Consider the following 25,114-nt stretch of genomic DNA (forward strand, 5'->3'; position numbering starts at 1 on the left):
TCGGGCCTGGGTGCCGGGCACGGCGCGTCCGGCACCCAGGAACGCTACCGGCGGGACGCGGTCCGGCCGCGGCGGTACAGGACGGTCCCGCTGATCAGCAGCGCGGCGCCGGCGGCCGCCGCGGTGAGCACGTCCTCGCCGCCGGTGCGAGCCAGCGCGGACGACGCTGCGGTGGTCGAGTTGACCAGGCTCTCCGACGTGGCGATCCGAGGCACCGCCCGGGTCTCCACCGGGGAGGTGATCGGCCGGGGGCCGGACGGGGTGTCCGGCAGCACACCGGGCGGGGTGTGCGGCTGCCCGGGGGTGTGCGGCTGCTGCGGCTTCCCGCCGGACCGTCCCGGCTCCTCGCCGCACACGTTGCCGAACACCGGGTTCAGCAGCCCGATCACGTCGGCGGAGTTGCCGCACACGTTCACCGGTACGTCCACGGGCGCCTCGGCGTCGTTGCCGCCGCCGACCCCGGGCGAGCCCTGCGTGCCGCCGTGAGCCGAGGACCCGGAGTGCCCGTGCCCGGACGAAGGACCGTGCGAGCCGGGCGCGTCGCCGTACCCGCCCCCGTCGTGCCCGCCCCCGTGGTGGCCGGAGCCGTGGCCCCCGCCGTGGCCCCCGTGCGGGGCGGGCCGGTGGGGCGCGCCGTGGGAGCCGTGCCCGCCCTGCTTGGCGGGGCCGTTGGCACAGGAGTTGCCGAAGGACGGGTTCAGCGCGCCCACCACGTTGACGGAGTTGCCGCAGGCGTTCACCGGAACGTCCACGGGCACGGCCACGTTGTTGCCCGAGCCGACACCGGGTGAGCCCGACGCGGCCCCATCCGCCTGCGAGTCGGCGAGTGCGGGGGTGCCGTACATGGACAGAATGCCCGTCGCGGCGGCGGCCACGACCATTCCCCTGCTCAGGGTCTGTCGCATCGTTGTCTTCCTGCTGGTAGAAGTGGGAAAGCCGGCCTTGGAACCGTGTAGGTCGTCCAAGGCCGGCATGACCGAGCCGGGAGGCAGGTGCGCTCCGAGGTCAGTCGTTGACGCAGGTGTTGCCGAACGCCGGGTTCAGCAGACCGATCACGTTGATCGTGTTGCCGCACACGTTGACGGGAACGTGCACGGGGACCTGGACGACGTTGCCCGAGAGGACACCCGGGGAACCGACCGCGGCACCCTGGGCGCCGGAGTCCGCGAAGGCCGGGGCGGCCATACCGAGAGCCATGATGGCGCCGGCGATGACAGCTGCGCTCTTCTTGTAATTCACGTGCTTTCCCTTCTCTGCGGTCATGCCCCTGTGACGGCCGAAACCGAGCGAGCACATTGGGAACGGCTCGCAGCACGACCTGCATGCGGTAAACGAGGGGCGGAGGCCCGAAGAAACTACGGAACGAAAGCCGCTTGATAATTCACTCGAACGCTCCGCACGAAAACCGGCGACGCCGGTGGAATACACGTGGGCAAAAGCCCGGGTGGCCCGCACGGAAACTCGCGGGCGACCCGGGCTGCACCGGGAACGTCTCAGTCTTCGCCGTTGGCGGAGAGGACGGAGAGGTCCTCCAGGACGTGCGAGAGGGCACCGTCCCGCTTGGCCTGCGTCGAGTTGTCGTCGCACTGCTGAGCCAGGTCGTCCGACAGGATCGGCACGTCCTGGATCGGGACGATGTTGATGACCGCGACGTTGATGTCTTCCAGGCCGACACACGGCTTGTTGAGCGTGCCCTCGACCAGCGACAGCTGCGGGCTCATGTCACCCTTGGTCGCCGAGTTGCCGAAAGCCGACGTCGCGCCGTTGCCGTTGGCAACGGACGGTCCGGCGTCGTCACCGATGGCAAGGGCCTGGGGAGCAGCCGCCACCGTCATACCGATCACAGAAGCGGCGGCCGCCGCGGCGACCATAGCCTTCTTGAGCACTGCGTGTTCCTTTCCTCGTAGCGACGCACTGTCGTACTGCCTCATCAACCCGGCGCCGCGGGATTAGTTGCGGGGGTTCACCCGGTTGGACGCCACGAGTTCGGGACGATGACGAGAAATCAAGGGTTCCAGTGGGTAGAGGCACGCCGCCGCGTATCCGCCGGGTGGGTGAACGACAGAAACCATCCTTGCCAAACGGAGTTGGTCATGGCGCTCCGGTGGACGGGGTTTCTTCAGAAGGGACTGGCCAGTGATTAAAAAGGTTATTGCCGCTGCGGCGATCACCGCTTCCGTCGTGGGTGCCTCCGCTGCCGCGGCTCCGACGGCGATGGCGATCGGCGACGACAACGGGCCGGCCATCGCGAACGGCAACGCGGCCATGCAGAGCTTCGGCAACTCGGCCACGTACGGCAACATGAGCCCCCAGATGGCGCTCATCCAGGGCTCCTTCAACAAGCCCTGCATCGGCCTGAACGACATCAACGTTCCGGTCGTCAACCTCATCCCGATCCAGGACGTGCCGATCCTGTCGGACGACCTGAACCAGCAGTGCACGGAGAACTCCACGCAGACCAAGCGCGACGGAGCGCTGGCGCACCTGCTGGAGGACGTGTCGATCCTGTCCGCGAACAGCGAGGACTGACACTCCGGCACGCGCGGGGCGGGGCCACCGATCACGTCGGTGGCCCCGCCCCTTTTGCGCGTGTCAGCGCTCCTGCCGGTAGAGCGCCTCGATCTCGTCCGCGTACGCCGCGACCGCCGCGTGCCGCCGGACCTTGAGCGAGGGGGTCAGCAGGCCGTTGTCCTCGGTGAACTCGCCCGTCACCAGTCGGAAGGCGCGGATCGACTCGGCGCGGGAGACCGCCTCGTTGGCGTGGTCCACGGCCTTCTGCACGTCGGCGCGCAGCCGGGGGTCGGTGACCAGCTCGGACAGCGGGGTGCCGGCGGGCAGGCGCCGGACGGCGAGCCAGTGGGCCACGGCCTCCGGGTCCAGGGTGATCAGGGCGGCGACGTAGGGGCGGTTGTCGCCGACGACGAGGCACTGGCCGACCGGCGGGCGGCTGCGCAGGCGGTCCTCCAGGACGGCCGGGGAGACGTTCTTGCCGCCGGAGGTGACGAGGATGTCCTTCTTGCGGCCGGTGAGGGTGAGGTAGCCGTCCTCGTCGAGGGCGCCGAGGTCGCCGGTGGCGAACCAGCCGTCGCGCAGGACCGCTTCGGTGGCCTCCGGGTCGTTCCAGTAGCCGCCGAAGACGACGCCGCCGCGGACGAGGACCTCGCCGTCGTCCGCGATGCGGACCGCGGTGCCGGGGACCGGGAGGCCGACCGTGCCGGGGCGGGGGCCCAGCGGCGGTACGACGGTCGCGGCGGCGGTGGTCTCGGTGAGCCCGTAGCCCTCGTAGACGGTGATGCCGGCGGCGTGGAAGAAGAGGCCGAGGTCGCGGTCGAGCGGGGAGCCGCCGCTGATCGCGTAGCGGGTGCGGCCGCCGAGCTCCCGGCGCACGCGGCGGTACACCAGCAGGTCGTACAGGGCCCAGGCCGCCCACAGGCCCGGTCCCGGGCCCCTGCCGCGGCCGAGGAGCTGGTCGAGGTGGGCCCGGCCGAAGCGGACCGCGACCCGGTCTGCACGCTCGAAGGAGGCGCCCCGGCCGATCTTCTCGGCGGTCGCGCGGCCGGTGTCGTGGATCTTCTCGAAGAGGTACGGGACGCCCACGAGGAAGGTGGGGCGGAACTCCCGCAGGGCGGGGCGGAGTTCGTCGGGCTTGATGCCGGGGCAGTGGCCCAGCTCGATGCGTGCCATGAGGCAGGCGATCTGGAGGGAGCGGCCCAGGATGTGGGCGAGCGGGAGGAAGAGGAGGGTCGAGGCCGCCCGGCCGGTGACCGCCCGGAAGACGGGGTGGAGCAGTTCGACGGTGTTCGCGGCCTCGGCGTGCAGGTTGGCGTGGGTGAGGACGCAGCCCTTGGGCCGTCCGGTGGTGCCGGAGGTGTAGCAGAGGGTGGCGACCGTGTCCGGGGTGAGGGCGGCACGGCGCTCGGCGACCACCTCGTCGGGGACGGCCCGGCCGGAGCGGGCGAGGTCGGCGAGCGCGCCGGCGTCCAGCTGCCAGACGCGGGGCGGCTCGGGGTGTCCCGCGGTGGCGGTGGCGACGGCCGCCGCGTTCTCCGGGGTCTCGGCGAGGACGAGGCGGGCGCCGGAGTCCCGCAGGATCCAGTCGATCTGGTCCGGGGAGGAGGTGGCGTAGACGGGGACGCTCTGGCCGCCGGCCGCCCAGACGGCGAAGTCCAGGACGGTCCACTCGTAGCGGGTGCGGGACATCAGGGCGACCCGGCCGCCCGGTTCGAGTCCGGCCGCGATCAATCCCTTGGCGGTGTCGGTGACTTCGCGGGCGAAGGCCGCCGCGGTGACGGGCTGCCAGGAATCGCCCCGGCGGTGGCGCAGCACCACGGCGCCGGGTGCCTCGGCCGCGTTGGTGTACGGCAGGTCGGCGGTGCTGCCGGTGGCGGGCGGCGGTGCCAGCGGGGCGGAACGGGCCTCGCGGACCGCGCCGGTCTCGTCCCGGACCAGCTCGATCGCGCCGCGGGTGGCGAGGCCGGTGCCGCGCCTCGCCCGTTTCAGGTCCTTGCTGCGTACGCCCATGACGGCTCCCGGTCGCGGCTCGTGCGGAGGTTCGGGTGCGGGGGTGCGGGGGTGCTGGAAGGTACTTACTCCGGGGTCAACTTACTCGTGCGTAACAGAAAATCAATGGGTCGCGCACGCTCCTCCCGGAGCTGTCGCCCGTGGGTCCTCGACCTCCGATGGCCTCGCCTCCTTTGCGCCAAAGGGAGTTGTGAGCCCCGTGGGGCCTTGCGTGCTGAGCGGTTCGGTTCGACGCTGGCGGTTCTTGTTGTCTTACGTGCGGAGCCGCAGCGTGAGTGCAGACAGTCCGACCACCAGCCGGCCGAGCCGCCGGACCCTCCTCCTGGCCGGCGGGGCCCTTACGGGGTGGACCGCTTTCACCGCGCAGAAGGGGGCGTTCGCCGCCACGGCCGCCGCCCGCGCGGGAGAGCCCGAGTGGGACGCGCGACCGGGCGTCTTCCAGATCGGCCGCGAGGCCGCGCGGGCCCGCCTCGTGCCGTACGCGAGTGCCGCCGACGCGCTGCGCGGGCGGTTCACCGAGTCGCCGTACCACCGCTCGCTGAACGGGACTTGGCGCTTCCACTGGTCGAGGAACCCGGACCGGCGGCCCGTCGGCTTCGAGGCCCCCGGCTTCGACGACAGCGGCTGGGACCACATCCCCGTCCCGTCCAACTGGGAGATCGAGGGCTACCCGGAGCCCATCTACCTCAACGTCAGGTACCCGTGGACCGGCTACGAGACGCCCGCACCGCCGGAGGTGCCGAAGGACTTCAACCCGGTCGGCTCCTACCGCCGTACCTTCACCGTGCCCCGGGGCTGGGCCGGGCGGCGGACGCTGATCTCGTTCCAGGGCGTGAAGTCGGCGTTCTTCGTGTGGGTCAACGGGGAGCGGGTCGGCTACAGCGAGGACAGCTACACGCCCGCCGAGTTCGACATCGGCCGCCACCTGCGGCCGGGGCGCAACACGCTCGCCGTGGAGGTCTACCGCTGGTCCGACGGCAGTTGGCTGGAGGACCAGGACATGATCGACCTGTCCGGGATCTTCCGGGACGTCTACCTGTACTCCGTCCCGCCGGTGCACGTGCAGGACCTGTTCGTGCGCACCGAGCTGGACGCGGCCTACCGGGACGCGGTGCTCGCCGTCGACGTGACCGTGCGCGACCGGGGCGGTGAGCGGCCGGACGGGTACCGGGTGACGGCCGAGCTGTTCGACGCGGACGGGCGCCGGGTACCGGTCCGGGGGCTCGGCGGGGACGTCGGGTTCGGTGACGGCGACGCGGAGGTCCGGCTGCGGGCGGACGTGGCGGCGCCGGCGCTGTGGTCCGCCGAGGAGCCGAACCTGTACACGCTCGTCGTCACGCTGGCCGACGGATCGGGCCGGGCGGTCGACGTGCACGGCACCCGGGTCGGCTTCCGGGAAGTCGGCTACGGGCCCGGCCGGTTCACGCTCAACGGCAGACCGCTCATGTTCCGGGGCACCAACCGCCACGAGACGGACCCCGACCGCGGGCAGGCCGTCGACGAGGAGCGGATGCTCCAGGACATCCGCCTGATGAAGCGGCACAACATCAACGCCGTCCGCACCTCGCACTACCCGAACCACCCCCGGTGGACGGAGCTGTGCGACGAGTACGGGCTGTACGTCGTCGACGAGACCAACCTGGAGACGCACGGGGTGCGGGACACCGTGCCCGGTTCGCTCCCCGAGTGGACCGACGCCTGCGTCGACCGGCTGCGCTCGCTCGTGGAGCGCGACAAGAACCACGCCTGCGTGGTCGTCTGGTCCCTCGGCAACGAGGCCGGGCAGGGCTCCAACTTCCGGGCGATGGCCGACTGGGTGCACGCCAGGGACGCCTCCCGCCCCGTCCACTACGAGGGCATGAACGCGGTCGCCGACCTGCACAGCGAGATGTACACCAGCCCCGCCGGGGTGGAGCGGTACGGCAGGTCCGGCGACCCGAAGCCGTTCATGCTGTGCGAGTACACGCACTCGATGGGCAACAGCGGCGGCAACCTCCGGGAGTACTGGGACGTCTTCGAGCGCTATCCCAACCTGCACGGCGCCTTCGTCTGGGACTGGGCGGACCAGGCGATCCGGCTGCCCGTTCCCGGCGACGCCCGGCACACGTACCTGTCGTACGGGGGCGACTGGCACCCGGGCCACCCGACGGACGGCAACTTCTCCTGCAACGGGCTGGTGGCCGCCGACCGCTCGCTCCATCCGGGTCTCGCCGAGGTGAAGAAGTGCTACCAGCCGGTGGGGATCGCCGCGGGCGACCTGTCCGCGGGGAGGGTGAAGGTCCGCAACAAGCACCTCTTCAGCGGCCTGGACGCCTACGAACTGCGCTGGTCCGTCACCTGTGACGGCACCCGGGTGCAGCACGGCACCCTCGCCGCGCCCTCCGTCGCCCCGGGTTCCGAGGGGACCGTCCGCATCCCGTACCGCAGGCCCGCGGCGCCGGAGCCGGGAGCCGAGTACTTCCTCGACCTGTCCCTCGTGCTGCGCGCGGCGACGCGCTGGGCGGCGGCCGGGCACGAGGTGGCGGCGGAGCAGCTGGCGCTGGACTGGCACGCGCCCGCCCGGCCGGCCGCCGCCCCCCGGGGCCGCCTCACCCTCGCGGAGACCGCCACCGAGGTCACGGTGAGCGGGCGGGACGTGGAGGTCGTGCTCTCCAGAAAGTCCGGGACGCTCTCCGCGTACACCTGGCGGGGACGGCCGCTGCTGGTCGAGGGTCCGGTGCCGAACTTCTGGCGCGGGCCCACCGACAACGACATCGGCCGCAAGTTCCCGGCCGCCGCGCGGACCTGGCGGGCGGCGGGCACCGGGCGGACGGTGACGTCGGTCGAGGCCCGCCGGTCCGCCCCCGGTGAGGTCGTCATCGAGGTCGGCTGCACCCTGCCCACCGCGCCGGGCGCCTCCACCTGGCACACCGTGTTCACCGTGCGCGCCGACGGCGAGGTCCGGGTGCGGCACACCCTCGACGCCGCGTCCGGGCTGCCGGACCTGCCGATGGTGGGCGCCCTGCTGACCGTTCCGGCCGGTTTCGAGCGCCTCGACTGGTTCGGCCGGGGGCCGCACGAGAACTACCAGGACCGCAAGGCCGCCGCGTTCGTGGGCCGTTACCGGTCGACGGTGGACGAGCAGACGGCGCCGTACGTCCGCCCTCAGCAGATGGGCAACATGACGGACGTGCGGCGGCTGTCGCTGACCGCCCGTTCCGGTGACGGGCTCACCGTGGCCGCCGACCCCGCGGACGGCGAACCGCTCCTGGAGACCAGCGCCCTGCACCACTCGCCGTTCGACCTCGACGGGCCCCGGCACCCGCACGAGCTGAAGCGGCGGGACGAGACCGTGCTGCTGGTCAACCACCGGCAGATGGGCGTCGGCGGGATCAACTCCTGGGGCGCGGCGCCGCTCGGGGAGTACGTGCTGCGCTCCGGCAGGACGTACACGTACGCCTACCGGCTGCGGCCGGCGTAGGACGCGCGCGGCCGGACGGGTGCGGGGCCCGTCCGGCCGGGCGCGCTCAGTCCCGGAGCCGGTCCGCCCGGCGGATCGCGTCGGCCAGCCCGCGCACCGCGTCGTCCTCGGTGGTGGTGGCCAGCCGGTCGGCGCGGTCGGCGAGGGCACCGGGCCGGGGCCTCGCCGGCAGCGGGCTCCAGTGGCCGTCGCCGCGGCGGAGGTGGTCGGCGAAGTAGGCGGCCACCGCGGAGACCTGGAGGCCGGGCGGCGCGCTCCACAGGTCGTCGCCGAGGGCGGCGGCCTCCAGCCGGCCCGACTCCTCGTGCGGGGTGCGGTCGTCCGGGTCGAGCCAGCGGACGGTGGCGGTGGCGAGCGGGCCCGAGGCGCCGGGCCGGGTGCGCACGGCGTACAGGGCGGTGACCGTGTGGCCGGGGCCGGTCTCGCCGCCGTCCACCCGGTCGTCGCGGAAGTCCTCGTCGGCGACCTGCCGGTTGTCGTAGCCGACGAGGCGGAACTCCTCGACGCCCGCCGGGTCGAAGGCGACCTGGGCCTTGGCGTCGCGGGCGGCGAGGTCGACGTTGCGCGGGAGGTCCTCGCAGAAGACCTTCCGGGCCTCGTCGTCGTTCGCGACGTACGCGGTGTGGCCGTCGCCCCGGTCGGCCAGGCGTTCCATCAGGGCGTCGCCGTAGTCGCTGCCGACCCCGACGCCGAACAGGGTGATGCCGTGCTCGCGGCGGGCGCCCGAGACGCGCTCCAGGATGGAGTCCGCGTCGGTGTCGCCGGTGTTGGCGAGCGCGTCGGAGAGCAGGACGACGCGGTTGGTGGCGCCCGCGCGCAGCCCTTCCACGGCGGTGTCGTACCCGGTGCGGACGCCCTCGCCGAGGTCGGTGGAGGAGCGTGGCTCCAGGCGGCTGATCGCGGCGTGGACGCGTGCCCGCCCGGTGCCGAGCCGCGTCATGGGCAGGATCGTCTCGGCGTCGTCGCTGAAGGCGACCAGGGCGACCGAGTCGTCCGCGCGCAGCCGGTCCGTCAGCACGCCGAGGGAGTCCCTGACCAGGTCCAGGCGGCCCGGTTCCGCCATGGAGCCGGAGACGTCGACGACGAAGGTGAGGGCGGCGGGCGGGCGTTCGCCCTCGTCCCGCGAAGCCCGGGTGGCGAGGCCGACGCGGACCAGCGACCAGCCCTCCTCGTCGGTGCGGGCGCCGTCGACGGTGACCGAGAAGCCGTCGCCCTCGGGGCGTTCGTAGCCCTGGCGGAAGCTGTTGACGAACTCCTCGGGGCGGACGGTCGCCGGGTCGGGCAGCCGGCCGTCGGCGAGGGTGCGGCGGGCGTAGCCGTACGAGGCGGTGTCGACGTCCAGAGCGAAGGTGGACAGGAGGTCGCGCGGCGGCGCGAGGTCCTCTCCGGTGTCACCGGTCTCCGCCCGGCGCTCGTCGCCCCGCGGCGCGCTCGGCGGGGGTGCGGGCCAACCGGTGGGCCGCTCACGGGACTTGGCGGCCCCGTCCGCGGCCGAGTCGTGGTCCCCGCCCCCGCCGCAGCCCGCGAGCAGCAGGCCGCTCGCGACCGTCAGCGCGAGCAGCCCGCCGCGCAGTCGCCGTGCATGGTCGATCCCCATCCGTGCCCCCTCGGTGAACGGCCCGGCTCATGGCCCGTGTCTGTGACTGTGACGTCCGAGGGGGTCCGTCCGTGCGCCACGGGGTGTTGCGGATGGATCTCGAAGCGGCCACGGCGGGGGCCGCCGAGACCGGTAGGTGACGCTCCGGAGACCTACGACACGATGTCCTTGCGCCGGAAGCCCCGGAAGGCGAGGGCGAACAGGACGAGCGCGTACGTCACCGAGACGGCCGTGCCCTGGATCATGCCGCCCCACTCCGGGGTCGGCTGGAGGGCGTCCGCCCAGGCGAACTGCCAGTGCGCGGGCAGGAAGTCGCGCCAGTCGCCGAGCGCGGTCACCGCGTCCAGGACGTTGCCGACGATCGTCAGGCCGACCGCGCCGCCGACCGCGCCGAGCGGGGCGTCCGTCCGGGTCGACAGCCAGAACGCGAGCCCGGCGGTGACCAGCTGGGACACGAAGACGTACGCCACGACGATCAGCAGGCGCTGGGTCGCGGTGCCGCTGGACAGCTCGCCGCCGGTGGGGATCTCCAGCGGGCCCCAGCCGTACGCGGCCGTGCCCACCGCCAGCGCCACGACGGGCAGCAGCACCATGGCGGCGAGGCTGAGGCCGAGCGCCACGGTGAGCTTGGACCACAGCAGCCGGGTCCTCGGGACGGGCGCCGCCAGCAGGTACCGCAGCGAGGACCAGCTCGCCTCGGAGGCGATGGTGTCCCCGCAGAACAGCGCCACCGGGATCACCAGCAGGAAGCCGGCCGAGACGAACAGGTTCACCGCGGCGAAGTTCGCGCCGGACGCGGTGGCCGTGTCCATCAGCGTGACCTGGCCGTTGCGCGCCCCCGGTTCGCCGCCGATCGCGAAGGCGGCGACGAGGACGAAGGGCAGCAGCGCGAGCACGGCCCCCATCACGAGGGTGCGGCGGCGCTTCAACTGCCGTACGAGTTCGACCCGCAGCGGCAGGGTCCGCCGCGGGCGGTAGCCGTCGGCCGTCTCGGCGCGCTCGGTGAGGGTGCTCACGCGGAGCCTCCGATCAGGGTGAGGAAGGCGTCTTCGAGGCGGCGGTTGGGGCCGACCGACCGCACCGGCACGTCGAGCCGGACCAGCTCCACGACCAGGCGTTCGGCGCTGCCGCCGGGGGCGAGCCGGACCAGCAGCCCGTCGTCGGTGACGAGGGCCGAGAGCACGTCGGGCAGCGCGCCGACCTTCTCGGCGAGCGGCTCGGGCAAGGGGGCGCCGGTGCCGACCAGGAGGGTGTCGCCGGAGCCGATGATCTCGCTGACCGGGCCGGCCTGCACCAGCCTGCCGCGGTCCATCACCACCAGGTGGGTGCAGGTCTGCTCGACCTCGGCGAGGAGGTGGCTGGAGACGATGACGGTACGGCCCGCCGCGGCGTACCGGATCATCACCTCGCGCATCTCGCGGATCTGGGGCGGGTCGAGGCCGTTGGTCGGCTCGTCCAGGATCAGCAGGTCCGGCAGGCCCAGCATGGCCTGGGCGATGGCGAGGCGCTGGCGCATGCCCTGCGAGTAGGTGCGCACCGCGCGGGCCAGGGCGTCGCCGAGTCCGGCGATCTCCAGGGCCTCGTCCAGGTGGGAGTCCTCGGGCGGGCGGCCGGTGGCCTGCCAGTACAGCTCCAGGTTCTCGCGCCCGGAGAGGTGCGGGAGGAAGCCCGCTCCCTCGACGAAGGCCCCGACCCGGGAGAGCACGGGTGCGCCCGGCCGGATCGCGTGCCCGAAGACGCGGATGCCGCCGTCGTCGGGCGTGATCAGGCCCATGAGCATGCGCAGGGTCGTCGTCTTGCCCGCGCCGTTCGGCCCGAGCAGGCCGAGGATCTGGCCCTTGTCGACGCGGAAGGACAGGTCCCGGACCGCGTACCGGTCCGCGGACTTCGCGTACCGCTTGCTCAGGCCGGTGATCTGGAGCGGCACCTCGGCCAGTTCCGGGTCGGGCGGTCCGGCGGCGGTGCGGCGGCGGCCGGTGAGCAGCAGGGCGAGCGCGGCCAGGGCGCCGGCCACGGGCAGCCACCACACCCAGGAGGGCAGCGGCGCGGCGGCGGTCGTGACGCCGGGGGCGCTCGGGACCCGCAGGTCGCCCTTGAGCGAGACGGTGTACGTGGCGGGCGCGGCCGGGGAGGCGTAGCCGAGGTCCGTGGAGGCGAGGACCAGGCGCAGCCGGTGGCCCTTGCGCATCTCGTGGTCGACGGCGGGCAGGGTCAGGCGGACGTCCTTGCCCGCCCTGGCGCCCTCGACCCGCACGGGCGCGACCAGCTGGGCGGGCAGCACCTGCCGGGAGCCGCCCGGTCCGACGTCGTACACCTTGCCGAAGAGGACGGCGTCGTCGGTGGTCGACCTCACGTGGACGGTCGCCGTCGGCGAGCCGGTGATCCGCACGTCCTCGGTGAGCGGGGCGGAGGTGAATTTCGCGAACTGGCCCGGGAAGTCGATGGAGATCCCGACGCCGAGGGAGGACAGCTGGGAGATGCCGCCGGAGTCGCCGAGGCCGGGGAGGGCGGAGATGGCGGGCGGGCTGGCTCCCGCGGGGTTGCGGACGGCCTGCGCGCCTCCGCTCAGCGCGATGTCCCGCCCGCCGCTGTCCAGGCCGGGGTAGGTGTCCGCGCTCGCGCCCCGCAGTCGCGCGGCGCCGTCCGTGGAGTCGACGCCGCCGGTGCGGGTGACCCGGAAGGCGGGGCCGGTGTCGGCGCCGGCGTCGTCCTTCAGATAGCGGTCGAACCAGGCGCCGACGCGGGCCCGCACCCGGTCGGTCTCCATGTCGCCGCCGTCGTGGCCGCCGGAGATCCAGTCCACGTCGACCGGTGCGCCGTTGGCCCGGATCGCCTTGGCCGCGGCGTCGGCCTGGCCGAGCGGGAACAGCGAGTCGGTCTGGCCCTGCACCAGGAGCGTGGGCACCTTGATGCGGTCGCCGACGGCGGACGGGGAGCGTGCGTCGAGCAGGGCGCGGGCCCGCGCGTCCGGCTTCCCGGCCTCGGCGACCCGGTTGTACATGGCGCACAGCGGGGCCTCGAAGCGCTCGCAGCCGCCGCCGGAGTTGATGAACAGGCCGGCCCACAGCTTCTTGAGGACGCCGTTCGGGGAGAGGGCGTCCGCCAGGTTCCAGTAGGTGATCTCCGGGGCGATGGCGTCCACCCGCCGGTCGTGCCCGGCGGCCAGCAGGGAGACCGCTCCGCCGTAGGAGGCGCCGCTGAGGCCCACCCGCGGGTCGCCCTTCGCGTCCAGCTCGACCTCGGGGCGCTCGGCCAGCCAGTCGATGAGGCGGGAGACGTCGGCGACCTCGCCCTTCGGGTCGTTCAGGCCGATCTTTCCGGTGGAGCCGCCGAAGCCGCGCGCCGACCAGGTGAGGACGGCGTACCCGTCGCGGGCGAGCTGCTCGGCCTGTTCCCGGACGTCGGCCTTGCTGCCGCCGAAGCCGTGCGCCAGCAGGACGGCGGGGCGGCGGCCGGTGCCCGCGGTGAAGTACGACGTGTTGATCTTCACTCCGTCGCCCACGGCCATGGCTCTGTCGGCGCGGTGCACGGGCGGGGCCTCGTCCGAGGCGGCGGCCGTCCACGTGCCGGCGCCGGCGAGCACGACGACGGCGGCCGCCGCGGCGGCCCACCGTCGCGGCCCCCGCGGTGCGGGCATGCGCGGTCGGGGCAGTCGAAGATCCATGCGTCCACCGTAAGGGGGCCCGCCGGCGACCGATGCAGCCGCCGGGTTGAACCCGTCCCCCTCCCCTGGGAGTACGCTCGCGCCCCCGCGTACCGCACCCGTGGTACGAACGCCCCATGGAGATCCGCCGCGCCACCACGGTCGGGGAACTGGCCGCCGCCGAGCACCTCTTCGACCGTCCCGTGCGCCCCGAGTGGGCGCGGAGGTTCCTGGAGGCCGGGGGCCACCACCTGTTCCTGGCGTACGCGACGCCGCAGTCCGGCGGCCCGCCCGAGCCCGTGGGCTTCGTCAGCGGGGTCGAGACGGTGCACCCCGACAAGGGCACCGAGATGTTCCTGTACGAGCTGGCGGTCGCCGAGCCCCACCGGCGGCGCGGGGCCGGGCGGGCGCTGATCCGGACGCTCGCCGCCCTCGCCCGCGAACGCGGCTGCTACGGGATGTGGGTCGGCGTGGACACCGGGAACGACGTCGCCCTCGCCACCTACCGCAGCGCGGGTGGCGAGGACGACGGGACGTGCACGGTGGTGGTGTGGGACTTCGCGCCGGAGGCGCCGTCCCGGCCCTGACTAGGACTGACCGTCCTCGGGGACCGACACCAGCCAGCGGGTGTCGCGGCGCGGGCGCAGGTAGAAGGCCCAGTACAGGGTGGCGACGGCGGTGATGCCGCCGGTCCAGAGCAGGTAGCCCGTCTCCTGCTGACTGAGGATGTACGCCAGGACGCCGATCAGCAGGACCGGTACGGCGGGCCACAGCGGCATGCGCCAGGCGGCGGTGTGCCCGTGCGTCCCGCGCCGGGCGAGCAGGGCGGCGACGGCGACCAGCAGGTACATGCCGGTGACGGAGACGCCGGTGACGCCGTACAGCGTGTCCAGGTTGACGAAGCACAGGACGGCGCCGGGGATGCCGACGAGCAGGGTGGCGACCCACGGGGAGCCGAAGCGGCCGAGGCGGGACAGGCCGCGGTTGACCGGCTCGGGCCAGGCCTTGTCGCGGGCGGAGGCGAACAGGACGCGGGAGTTCTGGATGACCATGACGATGCCCGCGTTGATGATGGCGAGCGCCACGCAGAGGCTGACGAAGGTCCCGACGGCGGAGTTCGACCAGGCCGTGACCATGGTGCTGATGTCGCCGCCGGTCAGGGCCGCCAGGTCGGGGGCGCCCATGGTGATCGCGACGACCGGCACCAGGATGATCACCGTGGAGATGGCGAGGGTGGCGAGGACGGTGCGGGCGACGTTGCGGCGCGGGTTCTCCAGCTCCTCGGAGAGGTAGACCGCGGTCGAGAAGCCCTGGGTGACGAAGAGGGCGATGGCGAGGCCGGAGACGATCAGCATGGCCGTGACGGTGTCCGTGTGGCCGCCCGCGGCGGCGACCTGGAAGGAGACCAGGCTGCCGGCGCCGCGCTCACCGTGCGCGAAGCCGAGGACCGCCACGACGGCCGCCGCGATGACCTCCAGGACGAGGAAGACGCCGGTGATCCAGGCGTTGGCGCGCAGGTCGAGCAGGCCGGCCAGGGTGGCGAGCAGCATGACGGCGGCGCCCGCGTAGGACGGGTCGAGGTGCACGAGGGGGGCGAGGTAGTCCGCCGTGCCCATCGCGATCACCGGCGGCACGATCATGACGACGAGCAGGGAGAGCACGAAGACGAGCCAGCCGGCGAGGCGTCCGGCCATCGTGGAGACCATGGCGTACTCGCCGCCCGCGCTGGGGATGAGGGTGCCCAGCTCCGAGTAGCAGAACGCCACGGCGATGCAGAGAAGCGAGCCGATCGCGATGGTGAGGGCGGTGGCCGTGCCGAGGGACGAGAAGAGGTCGGGCACGACCACGAACAGCGTCGAGGCCGGGGTCACGCAGGAGAGCGTCAGCAGGGTGCCGCCGACGATCCCGATGGAGCGCTTGAGCTTGAGGGGGCCGCCGGGCGCCGTGGGGGCGGCGGCCGGGACGGCGGTCTCGACAGGGGGGAGCGTGTCGGTCATGGAGCGGTTCCGATCGACTCGTGCGTCAGGTGTTTCGGGCGGGAGCGATATCGCCTCCGGCGGCTCGCGTCGTTCATCTCTTCGTCCGCTCCCGGCGCTGAATGGAACCCCGACGAAAACCAGCACGTCAATGGCTGTTTACCTACGGAATCCGCAGCCGTGCAGCGACCCACGTCACATCACTTTCGCAGGCGTCGACGCCCTGATATGGCAATCATCAAGCCGTTCGCGGTGGTGACCTTGCTTTCCAAGATCGAATAGCAATGTGGCCTGCGCCACCCGTTTCATCCCCTCTGAACGGGAACCGCAGCGCGGGCGTCAAAAAAAGGTGAGGCCGTCCGCAATGCGGACGGCCTCCCTGCCTGCGTCGATCACTCTCAGTGATTGCGCGGGAACCCCAGGTCGACACCGGCCGGGGTGTCCGCCGGGTCCGGCCAGCGGGTGGTCACGACCTTGCCGCGGGTGTAGAAGTGCGTGCCGTCGTTGCCGTAGATGTGGTGGTCCCCGAAGAGGGAGTCCTTCCAGCCGCCGAAGGAGTGGTAGCCGACGGGCACCGGGATCGGCACGTTGACGCCGACCATGCCCGCCTCCACCTCCAGCTGGAAGCGGCGGGCGGCGCCGCCGTCCCGGGTGAAGATCGCGGTGCCGTTGCCGAACGGCGAGGCGTTGATGAGGTCGACGCCCTCCTCGTAGGTGTCCACGCGCAGGACGCACAGCACCGGGCCGAAGATCTCGTCCCGGTAGGCGTCGGCGGTCACCGGGACCCGGTCCAGCAGCGACAGCCCGATCCAGTGGCCGTCCTTGAAGCCCTCGACGGTGTAGCCGGTGCCGTCCAGGACGACCTCGGCGCCCTGGGCCGCCGCGCCCGTCACGTACGAGGCCACCTTGTCGCGGTGGGCCGCCGTGATGAGGGGGCCCATCTCGGAGGCCGGGTCGTTGCCGGGACCGATCTTGATCTTCTCTGCGCGCTCGCGGATCTTGGCCACCAGCTCGTCGCCGACCGCGCCGACGGCGACGACCGCCGAGATCGCCATGCAGCGCTCGCCGGCCGAGCCGTACGCGGCCGACACCGCGGCGTCCGCGGCGGCGTCCAGGTCGGCGTCGGGGAGGACCAGCATGTGGTTCTTGGCCCCGCCGAGGGCCTGCACCCGCTTGTGGTTCGCGGCGGCCGTGGTGTGGATGTGGCGGGCGATCGGCGTGGAGCCGACGAAGGACACGGCCGCGACGTCCGGGTGCTCCAGCAGGCGGTCGACGGCCACCTTGTCGCCGTGCACGACGTTGAAGACACCGTCCGGCAGGCCCGCCTCGGACAGCAGCTCGGCGATCTTCATGGACGCCGACGGGTCCTTCTCGGACGGCTTCAGCACGAAGGTGTTGCCGCAGGCGATGGCCATCGGGAACATCCACATCGGCACCATGGCCGGGAAGTTGAACGGCGTGATACCGGCCACGACGCCCAGCGGCTGCCGGATGGAGGACACGTCGACGCGGCTGGCGACCTCCGTGGACAGCTCGCCCTTCAGCTGCACGTTGATGCCGCAGGCCAGCTCCACGATCTCCAGGCCTCGGGCGACCTCGCCGAGCGCGTCCGAGTGGACCTTGCCGTGCTCGGCGGTGATCAGCTCGGCGACCGCGTCCCGGTTCGCGTCGAGCAGCGCCCGGAACCGGAAGAGGATGTTGGTGCGCTGCGCGAGCGAGGACCGGCCCCAGGTCGCGTACGCCTCCTTGGCGGCGGCCACCGCCGCGTCGACCTCCTCGACGCTCGCGAAGGCGACCTCGGTGGTGACGGCGCCGGTCGCCGGGTCCGTGACCGGGCCGTACGCACCCGACGTGCCTTCGGCGGGCTTGCCACCGATCCAGTGGTTGACGATCTTCGTCATGCCAGAAACTCCCTCACAGATGGCGGCGTCGGGTGGTGACGTGCCGGTCGTACTCGTCGCGCGCCTTGACCGCCGACGGGCGGGTCGCGGTCTCGGCCACAGGTACATCCCACCAGGCCTGGGCCGGAGGCGCGCCCGACACTGTGTCTGCCGTTTCGGTCTCCACGTAGACACATGTGGGAGTGTCCGCGGCCCGGGCCACGGCCAGCGCCTCCCGCAGCTCACGCACGGTCTTCGCCCGCAGGACCCGCATGCCGAGGCTGGCCGCGTTGGCGGCGAGGTCCACGGGCAGCGGCGCCCCCGTGTAGGCGCCGTCGCCCGACCGGTGGCGGTAGGCGGTGCCGAAGCGCTCGCCGCCCACGGACTCCGAGAGGCCGCCGATGGACGCGTACCCGTGGTTCTGCAGGATCACCACCTTGACCGGCACGTTCTCCTGGACCGCCGTGACGAGTTCCGTCGGCATCATGAGGTAGGTGCCGTCACCGACCAGCGCCCACACGGGCCGGCCGGGCGCCGCCATCCGCACCCCGATCGCGGCCGGGATCTCGTAGCCCATGCACGAGTACCCGTACTCCACGTGGTACTGGTCCCTGGACCGCGCCCGCCACAGCTTGTGCAGGTCGCCGGGGAGCGAACCGGCCGCGTTGATGAGGATGTCCTCCTCGTCCACCAGCGCGTCGAGCAGGCCGAGCACCTGGGGCTGGGTCGGCCGGACGTCGGGGTCGTCCGTCTCGAAGGCCGCGTCGACGCGGTACTCCCAGCGCTCCTTGTCGTCGGTGTACTCGGTGACGTAGGCGGGCTCCGCGCGGTGGCCGTGCAGGGTGAGCGCCTCGGTGAGCTCCTCCAGGCCGGCCCGGGCGTCCGCGACCAGCGTCCGCCCGGACAGCTTGTGCCCGTCGTACGGCGCGATGTTGAGGTTGAGGAAGCGCACATCCGAGGCCGCGAAGAGGGTGCCGGACGCCGTCGTGAAGTCGGTCCAGCGGGTGCCGACGCCGATCACCAGGTCGGCGGTGCGCGCCAGTTCGTCGGCGGTCGCGGTGCCGGTGTGGCCGATGCCGCCGACGTCCTGGGGGTGGTCCCACCGCAGGGAGCCCTTGCCGGCCTGGGTGGAGGCGACCGGGATGCCGGTGGCCGCGGCGAGTTCCGCGAGGGCGTCCTCGGCGCGGCTGTGGTGCACCCCGCCGCCCGCGACGATCAGGGGGCGCCGGGACTCGCGGACGGCCCGCACCGCCGCGGCCAGTTCACCGGAGTCGGGTGCCGGGCGCCGGACGGTCCACACCCGCTCCGCGAAGAACTCCTCCGGCCAGTCGAACGCCTCCGCCTGCACGTCCTGCGGCAGCGCGAGGGTGACCGCGCCCGTCTCCACCGGGTCCGTGAGCACCCGCATCGCCTGGAGCGCCGCCGGGATCAGCGCCTCGGGGCGGGTGATCCGGTCGAAGTACCGGGACACCGGGCGCAGGCAGTCGTTGACCGACACGTCGCCCGCGTACGGGACCTCCAGCTGCTGGAGGACCGGGTCGGCCGGGCGGGTGGCGAAGACGTCGCCGGGCAGCAGCAGCACCGGCAGGTGGTTGACCGTCGCGAGGGCGGCGCCGGTGACGAGGTTCGTGGCGCCGGGGCCGATCGACGTCGTCACGGCGTGCGTGGACAGCCGGTTGCGCTGGCGCGCGTAGCCGACGGCCGCGTGCACCATGGACTGCTCGTTGCGGCCCTGGTGGTACGGCATCTCGTCCGCGTACTCGACGAGTGCCTGGCCGATCCCGGCGACGTTCCCGTGGCCGAAGATGCCCCAGGTGGCGCCGATCAGCCGCTGCCGCTCGCCGTCCCGTTCCGTGAACTGGGAGGCCAGGAAGCGCACCAGCGCCTGCGCGACCGTCAGACGGGTCATCGGTATCCCTCCGCGCTCTCTCCGTGTCCGGGGTGGAAGCAGATCCGCCACTCCCGTTCCGCGCCCGGGCCGGCCATCACGTTCAGGTAGTACATGGTGTGCCCGGGAGCGGCGACGGACGGGCCGTGCCAGCCGTCGGGGACGAGGACGGCGTCGCCGGTCCTCACCTCGGCCAGCACGTCGGCGCCGCCCTCGCGTGAGGGGAACACGCGCTGGTAGCCGAAGCCGTTCGGGCCCTCGATCTCGAAGTAGTAGATCTCCTCCAGCAGCGACTCCACGCCGGGGCGGTGCTCGTCGTGCTTGTGCGGCGGGTACGAGGACCAGTTGCCGCCGGGGGTGACGACCTCGACGGCGATGAGCCGGTCGCACGCGAAGGCGTCGGCCGAGGCGAAGTTGCGCACCTTCCTGGCGCAGGTGCCGCTGCCGCGGTCTTCGACGGGAACCTCCGGCGCGGGGCCGTAGCGGGCGGGGAGTCGGCGCTCGCACTTCGCTCCTGCCAGGGCGAAGCGGCCTCCCGCACCGGAGGCGATCAGTGCCCGGGCGTCGCGGGGTACGTAGGCGAAGTCACTGACTCCGCCGAACACGCTTTCCCTGCCCAGGAGATGGAACTCCTCACCCTCCGTATGTACCGTACAACCACCTTCCAGGGGCAGCACGATCCACTCGCTGTCGCCGCTGGTGAAGATGTGCGTGCCGCCGGGTGCGAGGTCGACCACGCGCAGGCTGCTGTACTCCCAGCCCGCCCGCTTCGGGTCGATGTCGACGGCGTACGGCGGGCTCGCGGCGGCGCCGCTCGGGACGTACAGGTCGTTGCTCGTCATCCGGTCCTCACAGAAGTCCGACGGCGGTGTCCACGGCCGCGGCCACATCCCCGTCCGCCGGGTAGAGCAGGGAGCGGCCGACGACCAGCCCCTGCACGGTGGGCAGTTGGAGGGCGCCGCGCCACTTCTCGTACGCGCCCTCCTGGTCCTCGCCGACGTCGCCGCCGAGCAGGACGGAGGGCAGCGTGGAGGTCTCCATGACGCGGGCCATGTCGTCGGGGTTGTCGGTGACGGGGACCTTCAGCCAGGTGTACGCCGACGTGCCGCCCAGGCCGCTCGCGATCGCGATGGACTTGGTGACCGCCTCGGCGCCGAGGTCGTTGCCCAGCGCCCCGGTCGCCGGGTCGCGGCGGCACAGGAACGGCTCCACGAACACCGGGAGCCGGCGCGCGGCCATCTCGTCGACGACGCGGGCGGCGGACTCCAGGGTCCGCAGCGAGCCCGGGTCGTCGTAGTCGATGCGCAGCAGCAGTTTGCCCGCGTCGAAGCCGAGCCGCTCGATGTCCTGGGGGCGGTGCCCGGTGAACCGGTCGTCCAGTTCGAAGGCGGCGCCCGCGAGGCCGCCGCGGTTCATCGAGCCGAGGACGACCTTGTGGTCCAGGGCGCCGAGCAGCAGCAGGTCGTCGAGGATGTCGGCGGTGGCGAGGACGCCGTCGACCCCGGGCCGGGACAGCGCGAGGCAGAGCCGTTCCAGCAGGCCGGCGCGGTTCGCCATGGCGAACCTGCGGTCGCCGACGGCCAGCGCGCCCCGGGCCGGGTGGTCCGCCGCGATGATCATCAGGCGGCCGCCGCCGTCGACCAGGGGGCGCCGGGGGCGGCGGGCCGCGGCCTCGGCGACCGCCTCGGGGTGGTGGGCGCGCACGCGGACCAGCTCGGACACGTCCACCGGGCCGAGGGGCCCCGGAGCGGCGCCTCGGCCGTCGCCGCCGCCCTCCTCCTGCCGCGCCCCGCCGACGGGTCCCGCCCTCACCGCACCGCTCCCGCGGCGAGCGCGCCCTCGACCTCGTCCGGGGTCGGCATGGCCGAGGAGCACTCCAGGCGGGAGGCGACGATCGCGCCCGCCGCGTTCGCGTACCGCATGATCCGCTCCAGGTCCCAGCCGGCCAGCAGGCCGTGGCACAGGGAGCCGCCGAAGGCGTCGCCGGCGCCGAGGCCGTTCAGGACGGTCACCGGCAGCGGCGGGACCTCGGCGGACGTGCCGTCGCGGTGGACGGCGAGGACGCCCTTGGGGCCCTGCTTCACCACGGCGAGTTCGACACCGGCCGCCAGCAGGGCGCGGGCGGCGGCGTGCGGGTCGCGCTCCCCGGTGGCGATCTCCACCTCGTCCACGTTGCCGACGGCGACGGTGGTGTGGCGCAGGGCCTCGGCGTAGAACGGGCGCGCCGAGCCGGGGTCCTGCCAAAACATGGGGCGCCAGTCGAGGTCGAACACCGTCGTGCCCGTCCGGGCCCGGTGGGCGAGCGCCGTGAGCGTCGCGGTGCGGCTGGGCTCCTCGCTCAGTCCCGTGCCGGTCACCCAGAAGACGGAGGCGGCGCGCACCGCCTCCAGGTCGAGCTCGCCGGCGCCGATCTCCAGGTCCGGCGCCTTGGGCTGCCGGTAGAAGTAGAGGGGGAAGTCGTCCGGCGGGAAGACCTCGCAGAACGTGACCGGGGTCGGCAGCCCGGCGACCGGCGTCACCCAGCGGTCGTCCACGCCGAAGTCCCGCAGCGCCTCGTGGAGATACGCGCCGAAGGGGTCGTCGCCCGTACGTGTGATCACCGCCGTGCGCCGGCCGAGCCGGGCGGCGGCCACCGCGACGTTCGTGGCCGACCCGCCGAGGAACTTCCCGAAGGACGTCACCCGGGCCAGCGGCACGCCCGTCTGCAACGGGTAGAGGTCCACGCCGATCCGCCCCATGGTGATCAGGTCGTACGCCATCGAGATCCCTTCGCTTGGGCTGTCCCCAGGTCTAGCGTCGCCCGGGGAGCCCTGTCAACGCTTTGTCCAGACATTCGGACCAGGGCTTGACACCTCCCGGGGGCGGTCCGAAGCTGACGCCCATGACGTCGTTGTCACCGCAGCCATCGCCCGAGCCGTCACGCCCGTCGTCACCCGGACCCGCACGCCCTTCGTCACCCGAGCCGTCACCGCGGCCGTCGCCTCCGTCCTCACTGTCCCGCATCCGGATCGGTTCGGCTCCCGACTCCTGGGGGGTCTGGTTCCCCGACGACCCGCGACAGGTCCCCTGGCGGCGCTTCCTCGACGAGGTCGCCGCGTCCGGATACGAGTGGATCGAGCTGGGCCCCTACGGCTATCTGCCGACCGATCCCGCCGTCCTCGCGGAGGAGACCGCGCGCCGCGGGCTCACGGTCTCGGCCGGCACGGTGTTCACCGGCCTGCACCGGGGCCCGGCGGTGTGGGAGTCCACCTGGGCGCACGTCTCGGCCATCGCCGAGCTCACCCGGGCGATGGGCGCCGAGCACCTCGTCGTCATCCCCTCCTTCTGGCGCGACGACAAGACGGGCGCGGTGCTGGAGGACAGGACCCTGACCCCGACGCAGTGGCGCAGCCTCACCGCCCAGACCGAGCGCCTCGCCCACGAGGTGCGGGAGCGCTACGGGCTGCGGATCGTCGTCCACCCGCACGCCGACACGCACATCGACAGCGAGGAGAACGTCACCCGCTTCCTGGACGCCACGGACTCCTCGCTCGTCTCGCTGTGCCTGGACACCGGGCACTACGCCTACTGCGGCGGCGACAGCGTCAAGCTCATCGAGACGTACGGCGAGCGCATCGGCTACCTCCACCTCAAGCAGGTGGACCCGCTGGTCCTGGCCGAGGTCCGGGCGGGCGAGGTGCCGTTCGGGCCCGCCGTGGCCCGCGGGGTCATGTGCGAACCGCCGTCCGGCGTGCCGGCGCTGGAGCCCGTCCTCGCCGCCGCGCAGAAGCTCGACGTCGACCTCTTCGCGATCGTCGAGCAGGACATGTACCCGTGCCCGCCGGACAAACCGCTGCCGATCGCGCAGCGGACCCGGGCGTTCCTCCGGTCCTGCGGGGCCTGAACGCGCGAGGCGCGCGGGTCCGGGCGCCGGGCTGACTGCGGAACCGGCCCCTCGGTCCGACGCGGGCCGAGGGGCTACGGGGGCCGAGGGGTCAAGGGCCGGCCGTTCCCAGGGGGCTCAGGGCGTCCAATGCGTCACTCGTGTCACAAAGACCCGCTTCCTGTCACACATGTCGCGTATACGCGGGTCTTGGGTCACACCCGGGCGACAGGGCCAGCCTCCCGTCACGGAGTGTCGTTCAACGGGCACAGGCTTTGTGATCGCCAGCGAAGCGCCCGGCTCCCCCGACGGCCGCCCCCGGCCGCCGCCGCGGCGCGCGCAGGGAGGTGCCACTGATGACCGACCGTCGGCTCTGGTCGTACAAGGAGATCGCCGCGCACATCCGGGTGCAGCCGGACACCGTGAGGTCGTACCGCAAACACGGCCTGCTGCCGCCACCCGACCATGTGGAGGGCGGGAAACCGTACTGGTACGCCGACACCGTGCGGGCCTGGGTCGCCTCCCGCCCGGGCAACCGCGGGCGCCGGGAGGACTGACCCCGGGGGTACGGGCCCGCGCAGGCGACAGAGCGCCGCCCGCGGCCGGTCCGGCGGGCGGGAAGCCGGGCCGGGGCTGCGCCGCGGGCCCGGATGCGGGCGGTGGGCCGCTCGGCGACGGCGATTCGGCCACTCTCCTCGCCCTCAGGCCCACGGTTCGATGACCGTGACCCCGGAGCCCGGGGCCGTGCCCATCGCCGCCAGCGCGGCCGGTGCGGCGTCCAGCGGGACGGTGGACGTGACGAGCAGATCGGGGCGCAGCACACCGGCCCGCACCAGCTCCAGCATCCGGGGGTAGGCGTGCGCCGCCATCCCGTGGCTGCCCAGCACTTCGAGTTCGAGGCCGATCACCCGCGCCATCGGAACCGGGGTGGAGCCGGTCGGCGAGGGCAGCAGGCCCACCTGCACGTGACGGCCGCGGCGGCGCAGGCCGTTCACGGAGGCCGCGCAGGTGGCGGGGGAACCGAGGGCGTCCAGGGAGAGGTGGGCGCCGCCGCCCGTCACCTCCCGCACCGCCTCCGCCGTGTCCGCGGCCCCGGAGGCGTCGACGCACTCGGCCGCCCCGAACGTCCGCGCCAGCTCCAGCGCCCGGGCGGAGACGTCCACCGCCACGACCCGCGCGCCCGAGGCCGCCGCGATCATCACGGCGGACAGCCCGACGCCCCCGCACCCGTGCACGGCGACCCACTCCCCCGCCGCCACCCGCCCCTGCGCCACGACCGCGCGGAACGCCGTGGCGAACCGGCAGCCCAGCGAGGCCGCCGTCCCGAAGGACAGCTCCTCGGGCACCGCGACCAGGTTCACGTCGGCGTGGTCCAGCGCCACGTACTGCGCGAAGGACCCCCAGCGGGTGAAGCCGGGCTGGGTCTGGCGCTCGCAGACCTGCTGGTCGCCCGCCGCGCAGGCGGGGCAGGTGCCGCAGGCGCAGACGAAGGGCACGGTGACCCGGTCCCCGGGGCGCCATCCGGTCACCCGCGCGCCCACGGCCTCGACGACCCCGGCGAGCTCGTGACCGGGCACGTGCGGCAGGGTGATGTCCGGGTCGTGCCCCTGCCAGCCGTGCCAGTCGCTGCGGCACAGCCCGGTGGCCCCGACGCGCACCACGACCCCGTGCTCGGCCGGTGCCGGGTCCGCCACCTCGCGCACCTCCGCCGGCTCGCCGTACCGCTCGAACACCACTGCCCGCATCCGTCCCGCCCCTCACCCGGAGACCGTGTCCGCGGGGAACGCTATCCGCGTAGCCCGGTCCTGTCCCGGTCCGGTCGCGTCCCACCCGACCGTTTAGTACCCCCTAGGGGTATAGTGTGGAGTGCGGTGAGTGGGAACCCGCATCTCACAGGTCCCCCACCCGCCCCGGAACGCCCCCTGCCTCGACGAGGAGCAACGCCATGACCGCCCAGACCGGCACCCCGCACTCCGTCACGACCGTCTACCGGGTGAGCGGCATGAGCTGCGGCCACTGCGAAGGATCCGTCTCCAGCGAGATCTCGGAGATCGCCGGCGTCGACTCGGTGAAGGCCGTGGCCTCCTCCGGCGAGGTCACCGTCGTGTCCGCCGCGCCGCTCGACGACGACGCCGTACGCGCCGCCGTGGACGAGGCGGGCTTCGAGCTCGTCGGCCGCGCCTGACCCCGCCCGACCCCGGCTGCGGCACCGTCCGCAGCACCTCGTCCCCGCACCGGGCCGTACCGGCCGGCAGACACCGACTCCGTACGGCCCGGCCCATCGACT

Annotated in this window: 20 protein-coding genes; 6 read left to right on the plus strand and 14 right to left on the minus strand. The window is 73.3% G+C overall.

The window, feature by feature from the left end; genetic code table 11:
• Positions 1-44: 44 nt before the first annotated feature.
• The 3 genes from ACWGIS_RS06235 to rdlA all read right to left on the minus strand — a co-directional run bounded on the left by ACWGIS_RS06235 (position 45) and on the right by rdlA (position 1,886).
• Complete coding sequence (locus ACWGIS_RS06235) at positions 45-905, minus strand: chaplin (protein ID WP_453361225.1); 861 nt, start codon at positions 903-905, stop codon at positions 45-47.
• A gap of 100 nt (positions 906-1,005) precedes the next feature.
• The gene (locus ACWGIS_RS06240; RefSeq protein ID WP_453361272.1) at positions 1,006-1,197 is read right to left on the minus strand and encodes a chaplin; all 192 of its coding nucleotides are present in this window, start codon (positions 1,195-1,197) and stop codon (positions 1,006-1,008) included.
• 296 nt (positions 1,198-1,493) lie between these two features.
• Entirely contained in the window at positions 1,494-1,886 is a 393-nt protein-coding gene (rdlA, locus tag ACWGIS_RS06245) for a rodlin RdlA (protein WP_402382651.1), read from the minus strand.
• Positions 1,887-2,136: 250 nt separating this feature from the next.
• Here rdlA and ACWGIS_RS06250 point away from each other — a divergent pair, with 250 nt between their 5' ends.
• The gene (locus ACWGIS_RS06250; protein WP_453361226.1) at positions 2,137-2,529 is read left to right on the plus strand and encodes a rodlin; all 393 of its coding nucleotides are present in this window, start codon (positions 2,137-2,139) and stop codon (positions 2,527-2,529) included.
• Positions 2,530-2,592: 63 nt separating this feature from the next.
• Here the strand turns inward: ACWGIS_RS06250 and ACWGIS_RS06255 are convergent, their stop codons facing one another.
• Positions 2,593-4,521, minus strand: a complete 1,929-nt coding sequence (locus tag ACWGIS_RS06255) for an AMP-dependent synthetase/ligase (RefSeq protein ID WP_453361227.1) — start codon at positions 4,519-4,521, stop codon at positions 2,593-2,595.
• Positions 4,522-4,792: 271 nt separating this feature from the next.
• Between ACWGIS_RS06255 and ACWGIS_RS06260 the strand changes: the two genes are divergently transcribed.
• Positions 4,793-7,981, plus strand: a complete 3,189-nt coding sequence (locus ACWGIS_RS06260; RefSeq protein WP_453361228.1) for a glycoside hydrolase family 2 TIM barrel-domain containing protein — start codon at positions 4,793-4,795, stop codon at positions 7,979-7,981.
• A 46-nt stretch (positions 7,982-8,027) separates the two neighbouring features.
• Here the strand turns inward: ACWGIS_RS06260 and ACWGIS_RS06265 are convergent, their stop codons facing one another.
• From ACWGIS_RS06265 to ACWGIS_RS06275, 3 genes are all read right to left on the minus strand, one after another.
• Positions 8,028-9,578: a YfbK domain-containing protein gene (locus ACWGIS_RS06265; protein WP_453361229.1), complete on the minus strand. Its 1,551-nt coding sequence runs from the start codon at positions 9,576-9,578 to the stop codon at positions 8,028-8,030.
• Between the two features lie 152 nt (positions 9,579-9,730).
• The gene (locus ACWGIS_RS06270) at positions 9,731-10,594 is read right to left on the minus strand and encodes an ABC transporter permease (protein WP_453361230.1); all 864 of its coding nucleotides are present in this window, start codon (positions 10,592-10,594) and stop codon (positions 9,731-9,733) included.
• On the minus strand, positions 10,591-13,242 hold the full coding sequence (locus tag ACWGIS_RS06275) for an alpha/beta fold hydrolase (RefSeq protein ID WP_453361231.1): 2,652 nt from the start codon (positions 13,240-13,242) through the stop codon (positions 10,591-10,593). Before ACWGIS_RS06275 ends, ACWGIS_RS06270 begins: the two co-directional genes overlap by 4 nt.
• A 116-nt stretch (positions 13,243-13,358) precedes the next feature.
• Here ACWGIS_RS06275 and ACWGIS_RS06280 point away from each other — a divergent pair, with 116 nt between their 5' ends.
• Positions 13,359-13,808, plus strand: a complete 450-nt coding sequence (locus ACWGIS_RS06280) for a GNAT family N-acetyltransferase (RefSeq protein WP_453361232.1) — start codon at positions 13,359-13,361, stop codon at positions 13,806-13,808.
• On the opposite strand, the gene ACWGIS_RS06285 is transcribed toward ACWGIS_RS06280, so the two are convergent.
• The 6 genes from ACWGIS_RS06285 to iolC form a co-directional block, all read right to left on the minus strand.
• Positions 13,809-15,218: an APC family permease gene (locus ACWGIS_RS06285; RefSeq protein WP_453361233.1), complete on the minus strand. Its 1,410-nt coding sequence runs from the start codon at positions 15,216-15,218 to the stop codon at positions 13,809-13,811.
• Positions 15,219-15,595: 377 nt separating this feature from the next.
• Complete coding sequence (gene mmsA, locus ACWGIS_RS06290; protein WP_453361234.1) at positions 15,596-17,098, minus strand: CoA-acylating methylmalonate-semialdehyde dehydrogenase; 1,503 nt, start codon at positions 17,096-17,098, stop codon at positions 15,596-15,598.
• Positions 17,099-17,111: 13 nt separating this feature from the next.
• Complete coding sequence (gene iolD, locus ACWGIS_RS06295; RefSeq protein ID WP_453361235.1) at positions 17,112-18,986, minus strand: 3D-(3,5/4)-trihydroxycyclohexane-1,2-dione acylhydrolase (decyclizing); 1,875 nt, start codon at positions 18,984-18,986, stop codon at positions 17,112-17,114.
• Entirely contained in the window at positions 18,983-19,807 is an 825-nt protein-coding gene (gene iolB, locus ACWGIS_RS06300; protein ID WP_453361236.1) for a 5-deoxy-glucuronate isomerase, read from the minus strand. Before iolB ends, iolD begins: the two co-directional genes overlap by 4 nt.
• A gap of 7 nt (positions 19,808-19,814) precedes the next feature.
• Positions 19,815-20,693, minus strand: a complete 879-nt coding sequence (locus ACWGIS_RS06305; RefSeq protein ID WP_453361273.1) for a Cgl0159 family (beta/alpha)8-fold protein — start codon at positions 20,691-20,693, stop codon at positions 19,815-19,817.
• Positions 20,694-20,773: 80 nt separating this feature from the next.
• Positions 20,774-21,724, minus strand: a complete 951-nt coding sequence (gene iolC / locus ACWGIS_RS06310; RefSeq protein ID WP_453361237.1) for a 5-dehydro-2-deoxygluconokinase — start codon at positions 21,722-21,724, stop codon at positions 20,774-20,776.
• Positions 21,725-21,846: 122 nt separating this feature from the next.
• Here iolC and ACWGIS_RS06315 point away from each other — a divergent pair, with 122 nt between their 5' ends.
• Positions 21,847-22,848, plus strand: coding sequence for a sugar phosphate isomerase/epimerase family protein (locus tag ACWGIS_RS06315; protein ID WP_453361238.1), 1,002 nt, complete (start codon positions 21,847-21,849; stop codon positions 22,846-22,848).
• A gap of 335 nt (positions 22,849-23,183) precedes the next feature.
• Positions 23,184-23,384 carry a helix-turn-helix transcriptional regulator gene (locus ACWGIS_RS06320; RefSeq protein WP_355788220.1) on the plus strand — a complete coding sequence of 67 codons (201 nt, stop codon included), beginning with the start codon at positions 23,184-23,186 and terminating at the stop codon, positions 23,382-23,384.
• Positions 23,385-23,528: 144 nt separating this feature from the next.
• Here ACWGIS_RS06320 and ACWGIS_RS06325 read toward each other — a convergent pair whose 3' ends face one another.
• Positions 23,529-24,572: a zinc-dependent alcohol dehydrogenase family protein gene (locus ACWGIS_RS06325; RefSeq protein ID WP_453361239.1), complete on the minus strand. Its 1,044-nt coding sequence runs from the start codon at positions 24,570-24,572 to the stop codon at positions 23,529-23,531.
• 200 nt (positions 24,573-24,772) lie between these two features.
• Here ACWGIS_RS06325 and ACWGIS_RS06330 point away from each other — a divergent pair, with 200 nt between their 5' ends.
• Positions 24,773-25,012, plus strand: a complete 240-nt coding sequence (locus tag ACWGIS_RS06330) for a heavy-metal-associated domain-containing protein (RefSeq protein ID WP_453361240.1) — start codon at positions 24,773-24,775, stop codon at positions 25,010-25,012.
• Positions 25,013-25,114 lie beyond the last annotated feature (102 nt).

It is taken from the genome of Streptomyces sp. NPDC054842 (assembly GCF_053611025.1).

Excerpts from the sequence above, each read along its gene's own strand:
- mmsA (WP_453361234.1), bottom strand. The coding sequence starts at position 17,098 with ATGACGAAGATCGTCAACCACTGGATCGGTGGCAAGCCCGCCGAAGGC.
- ACWGIS_RS06320 (WP_355788220.1), top strand. The coding sequence starts at position 23,184 with ATGACCGACCGTCGGCTCTGGTCGTACAAGGAGATCGCCGCGCACATC.
- ACWGIS_RS06280 (WP_453361232.1), top strand. The coding sequence starts at position 13,359 with ATGGAGATCCGCCGCGCCACCACGGTCGGGGAACTGGCCGCCGCCGAG.
- ACWGIS_RS06275 (WP_453361231.1), bottom strand. The coding sequence starts at position 13,242 with ATGGATCTTCGACTGCCCCGACCGCGCATGCCCGCACCGCGGGGGCCG.
- ACWGIS_RS06330 (WP_453361240.1), top strand. The coding sequence starts at position 24,773 with ATGACCGCCCAGACCGGCACCCCGCACTCCGTCACGACCGTCTACCGG.
- ACWGIS_RS06315 (WP_453361238.1), top strand. The coding sequence starts at position 21,847 with ATGACGTCGTTGTCACCGCAGCCATCGCCCGAGCCGTCACGCCCGTCG.
- iolB (WP_453361236.1), bottom strand. The coding sequence starts at position 19,807 with ATGACGAGCAACGACCTGTACGTCCCGAGCGGCGCCGCCGCGAGCCCG.
- ACWGIS_RS06255 (WP_453361227.1), bottom strand. The coding sequence starts at position 4,521 with ATGGGCGTACGCAGCAAGGACCTGAAACGGGCGAGGCGCGGCACCGGC.
- iolC (WP_453361237.1), bottom strand. The coding sequence starts at position 21,724 with ATGGCGTACGACCTGATCACCATGGGGCGGATCGGCGTGGACCTCTAC.
- ACWGIS_RS06240 (WP_453361272.1), bottom strand. The coding sequence starts at position 1,197 with ATGGCTCTCGGTATGGCCGCCCCGGCCTTCGCGGACTCCGGCGCCCAG.
- ACWGIS_RS06235 (WP_453361225.1), bottom strand. The coding sequence starts at position 905 with ATGCGACAGACCCTGAGCAGGGGAATGGTCGTGGCCGCCGCCGCGACG.
- ACWGIS_RS06285 (WP_453361233.1), bottom strand. The coding sequence starts at position 15,218 with ATGACCGACACGCTCCCCCCTGTCGAGACCGCCGTCCCGGCCGCCGCC.
- iolD (WP_453361235.1), bottom strand. The coding sequence starts at position 18,986 with ATGACCCGTCTGACGGTCGCGCAGGCGCTGGTGCGCTTCCTGGCCTCC.
- ACWGIS_RS06265 (WP_453361229.1), bottom strand. The coding sequence starts at position 9,578 with ATGGGGATCGACCATGCACGGCGACTGCGCGGCGGGCTGCTCGCGCTG.
- ACWGIS_RS06325 (WP_453361239.1), bottom strand. The coding sequence starts at position 24,572 with ATGCGGGCAGTGGTGTTCGAGCGGTACGGCGAGCCGGCGGAGGTGCGC.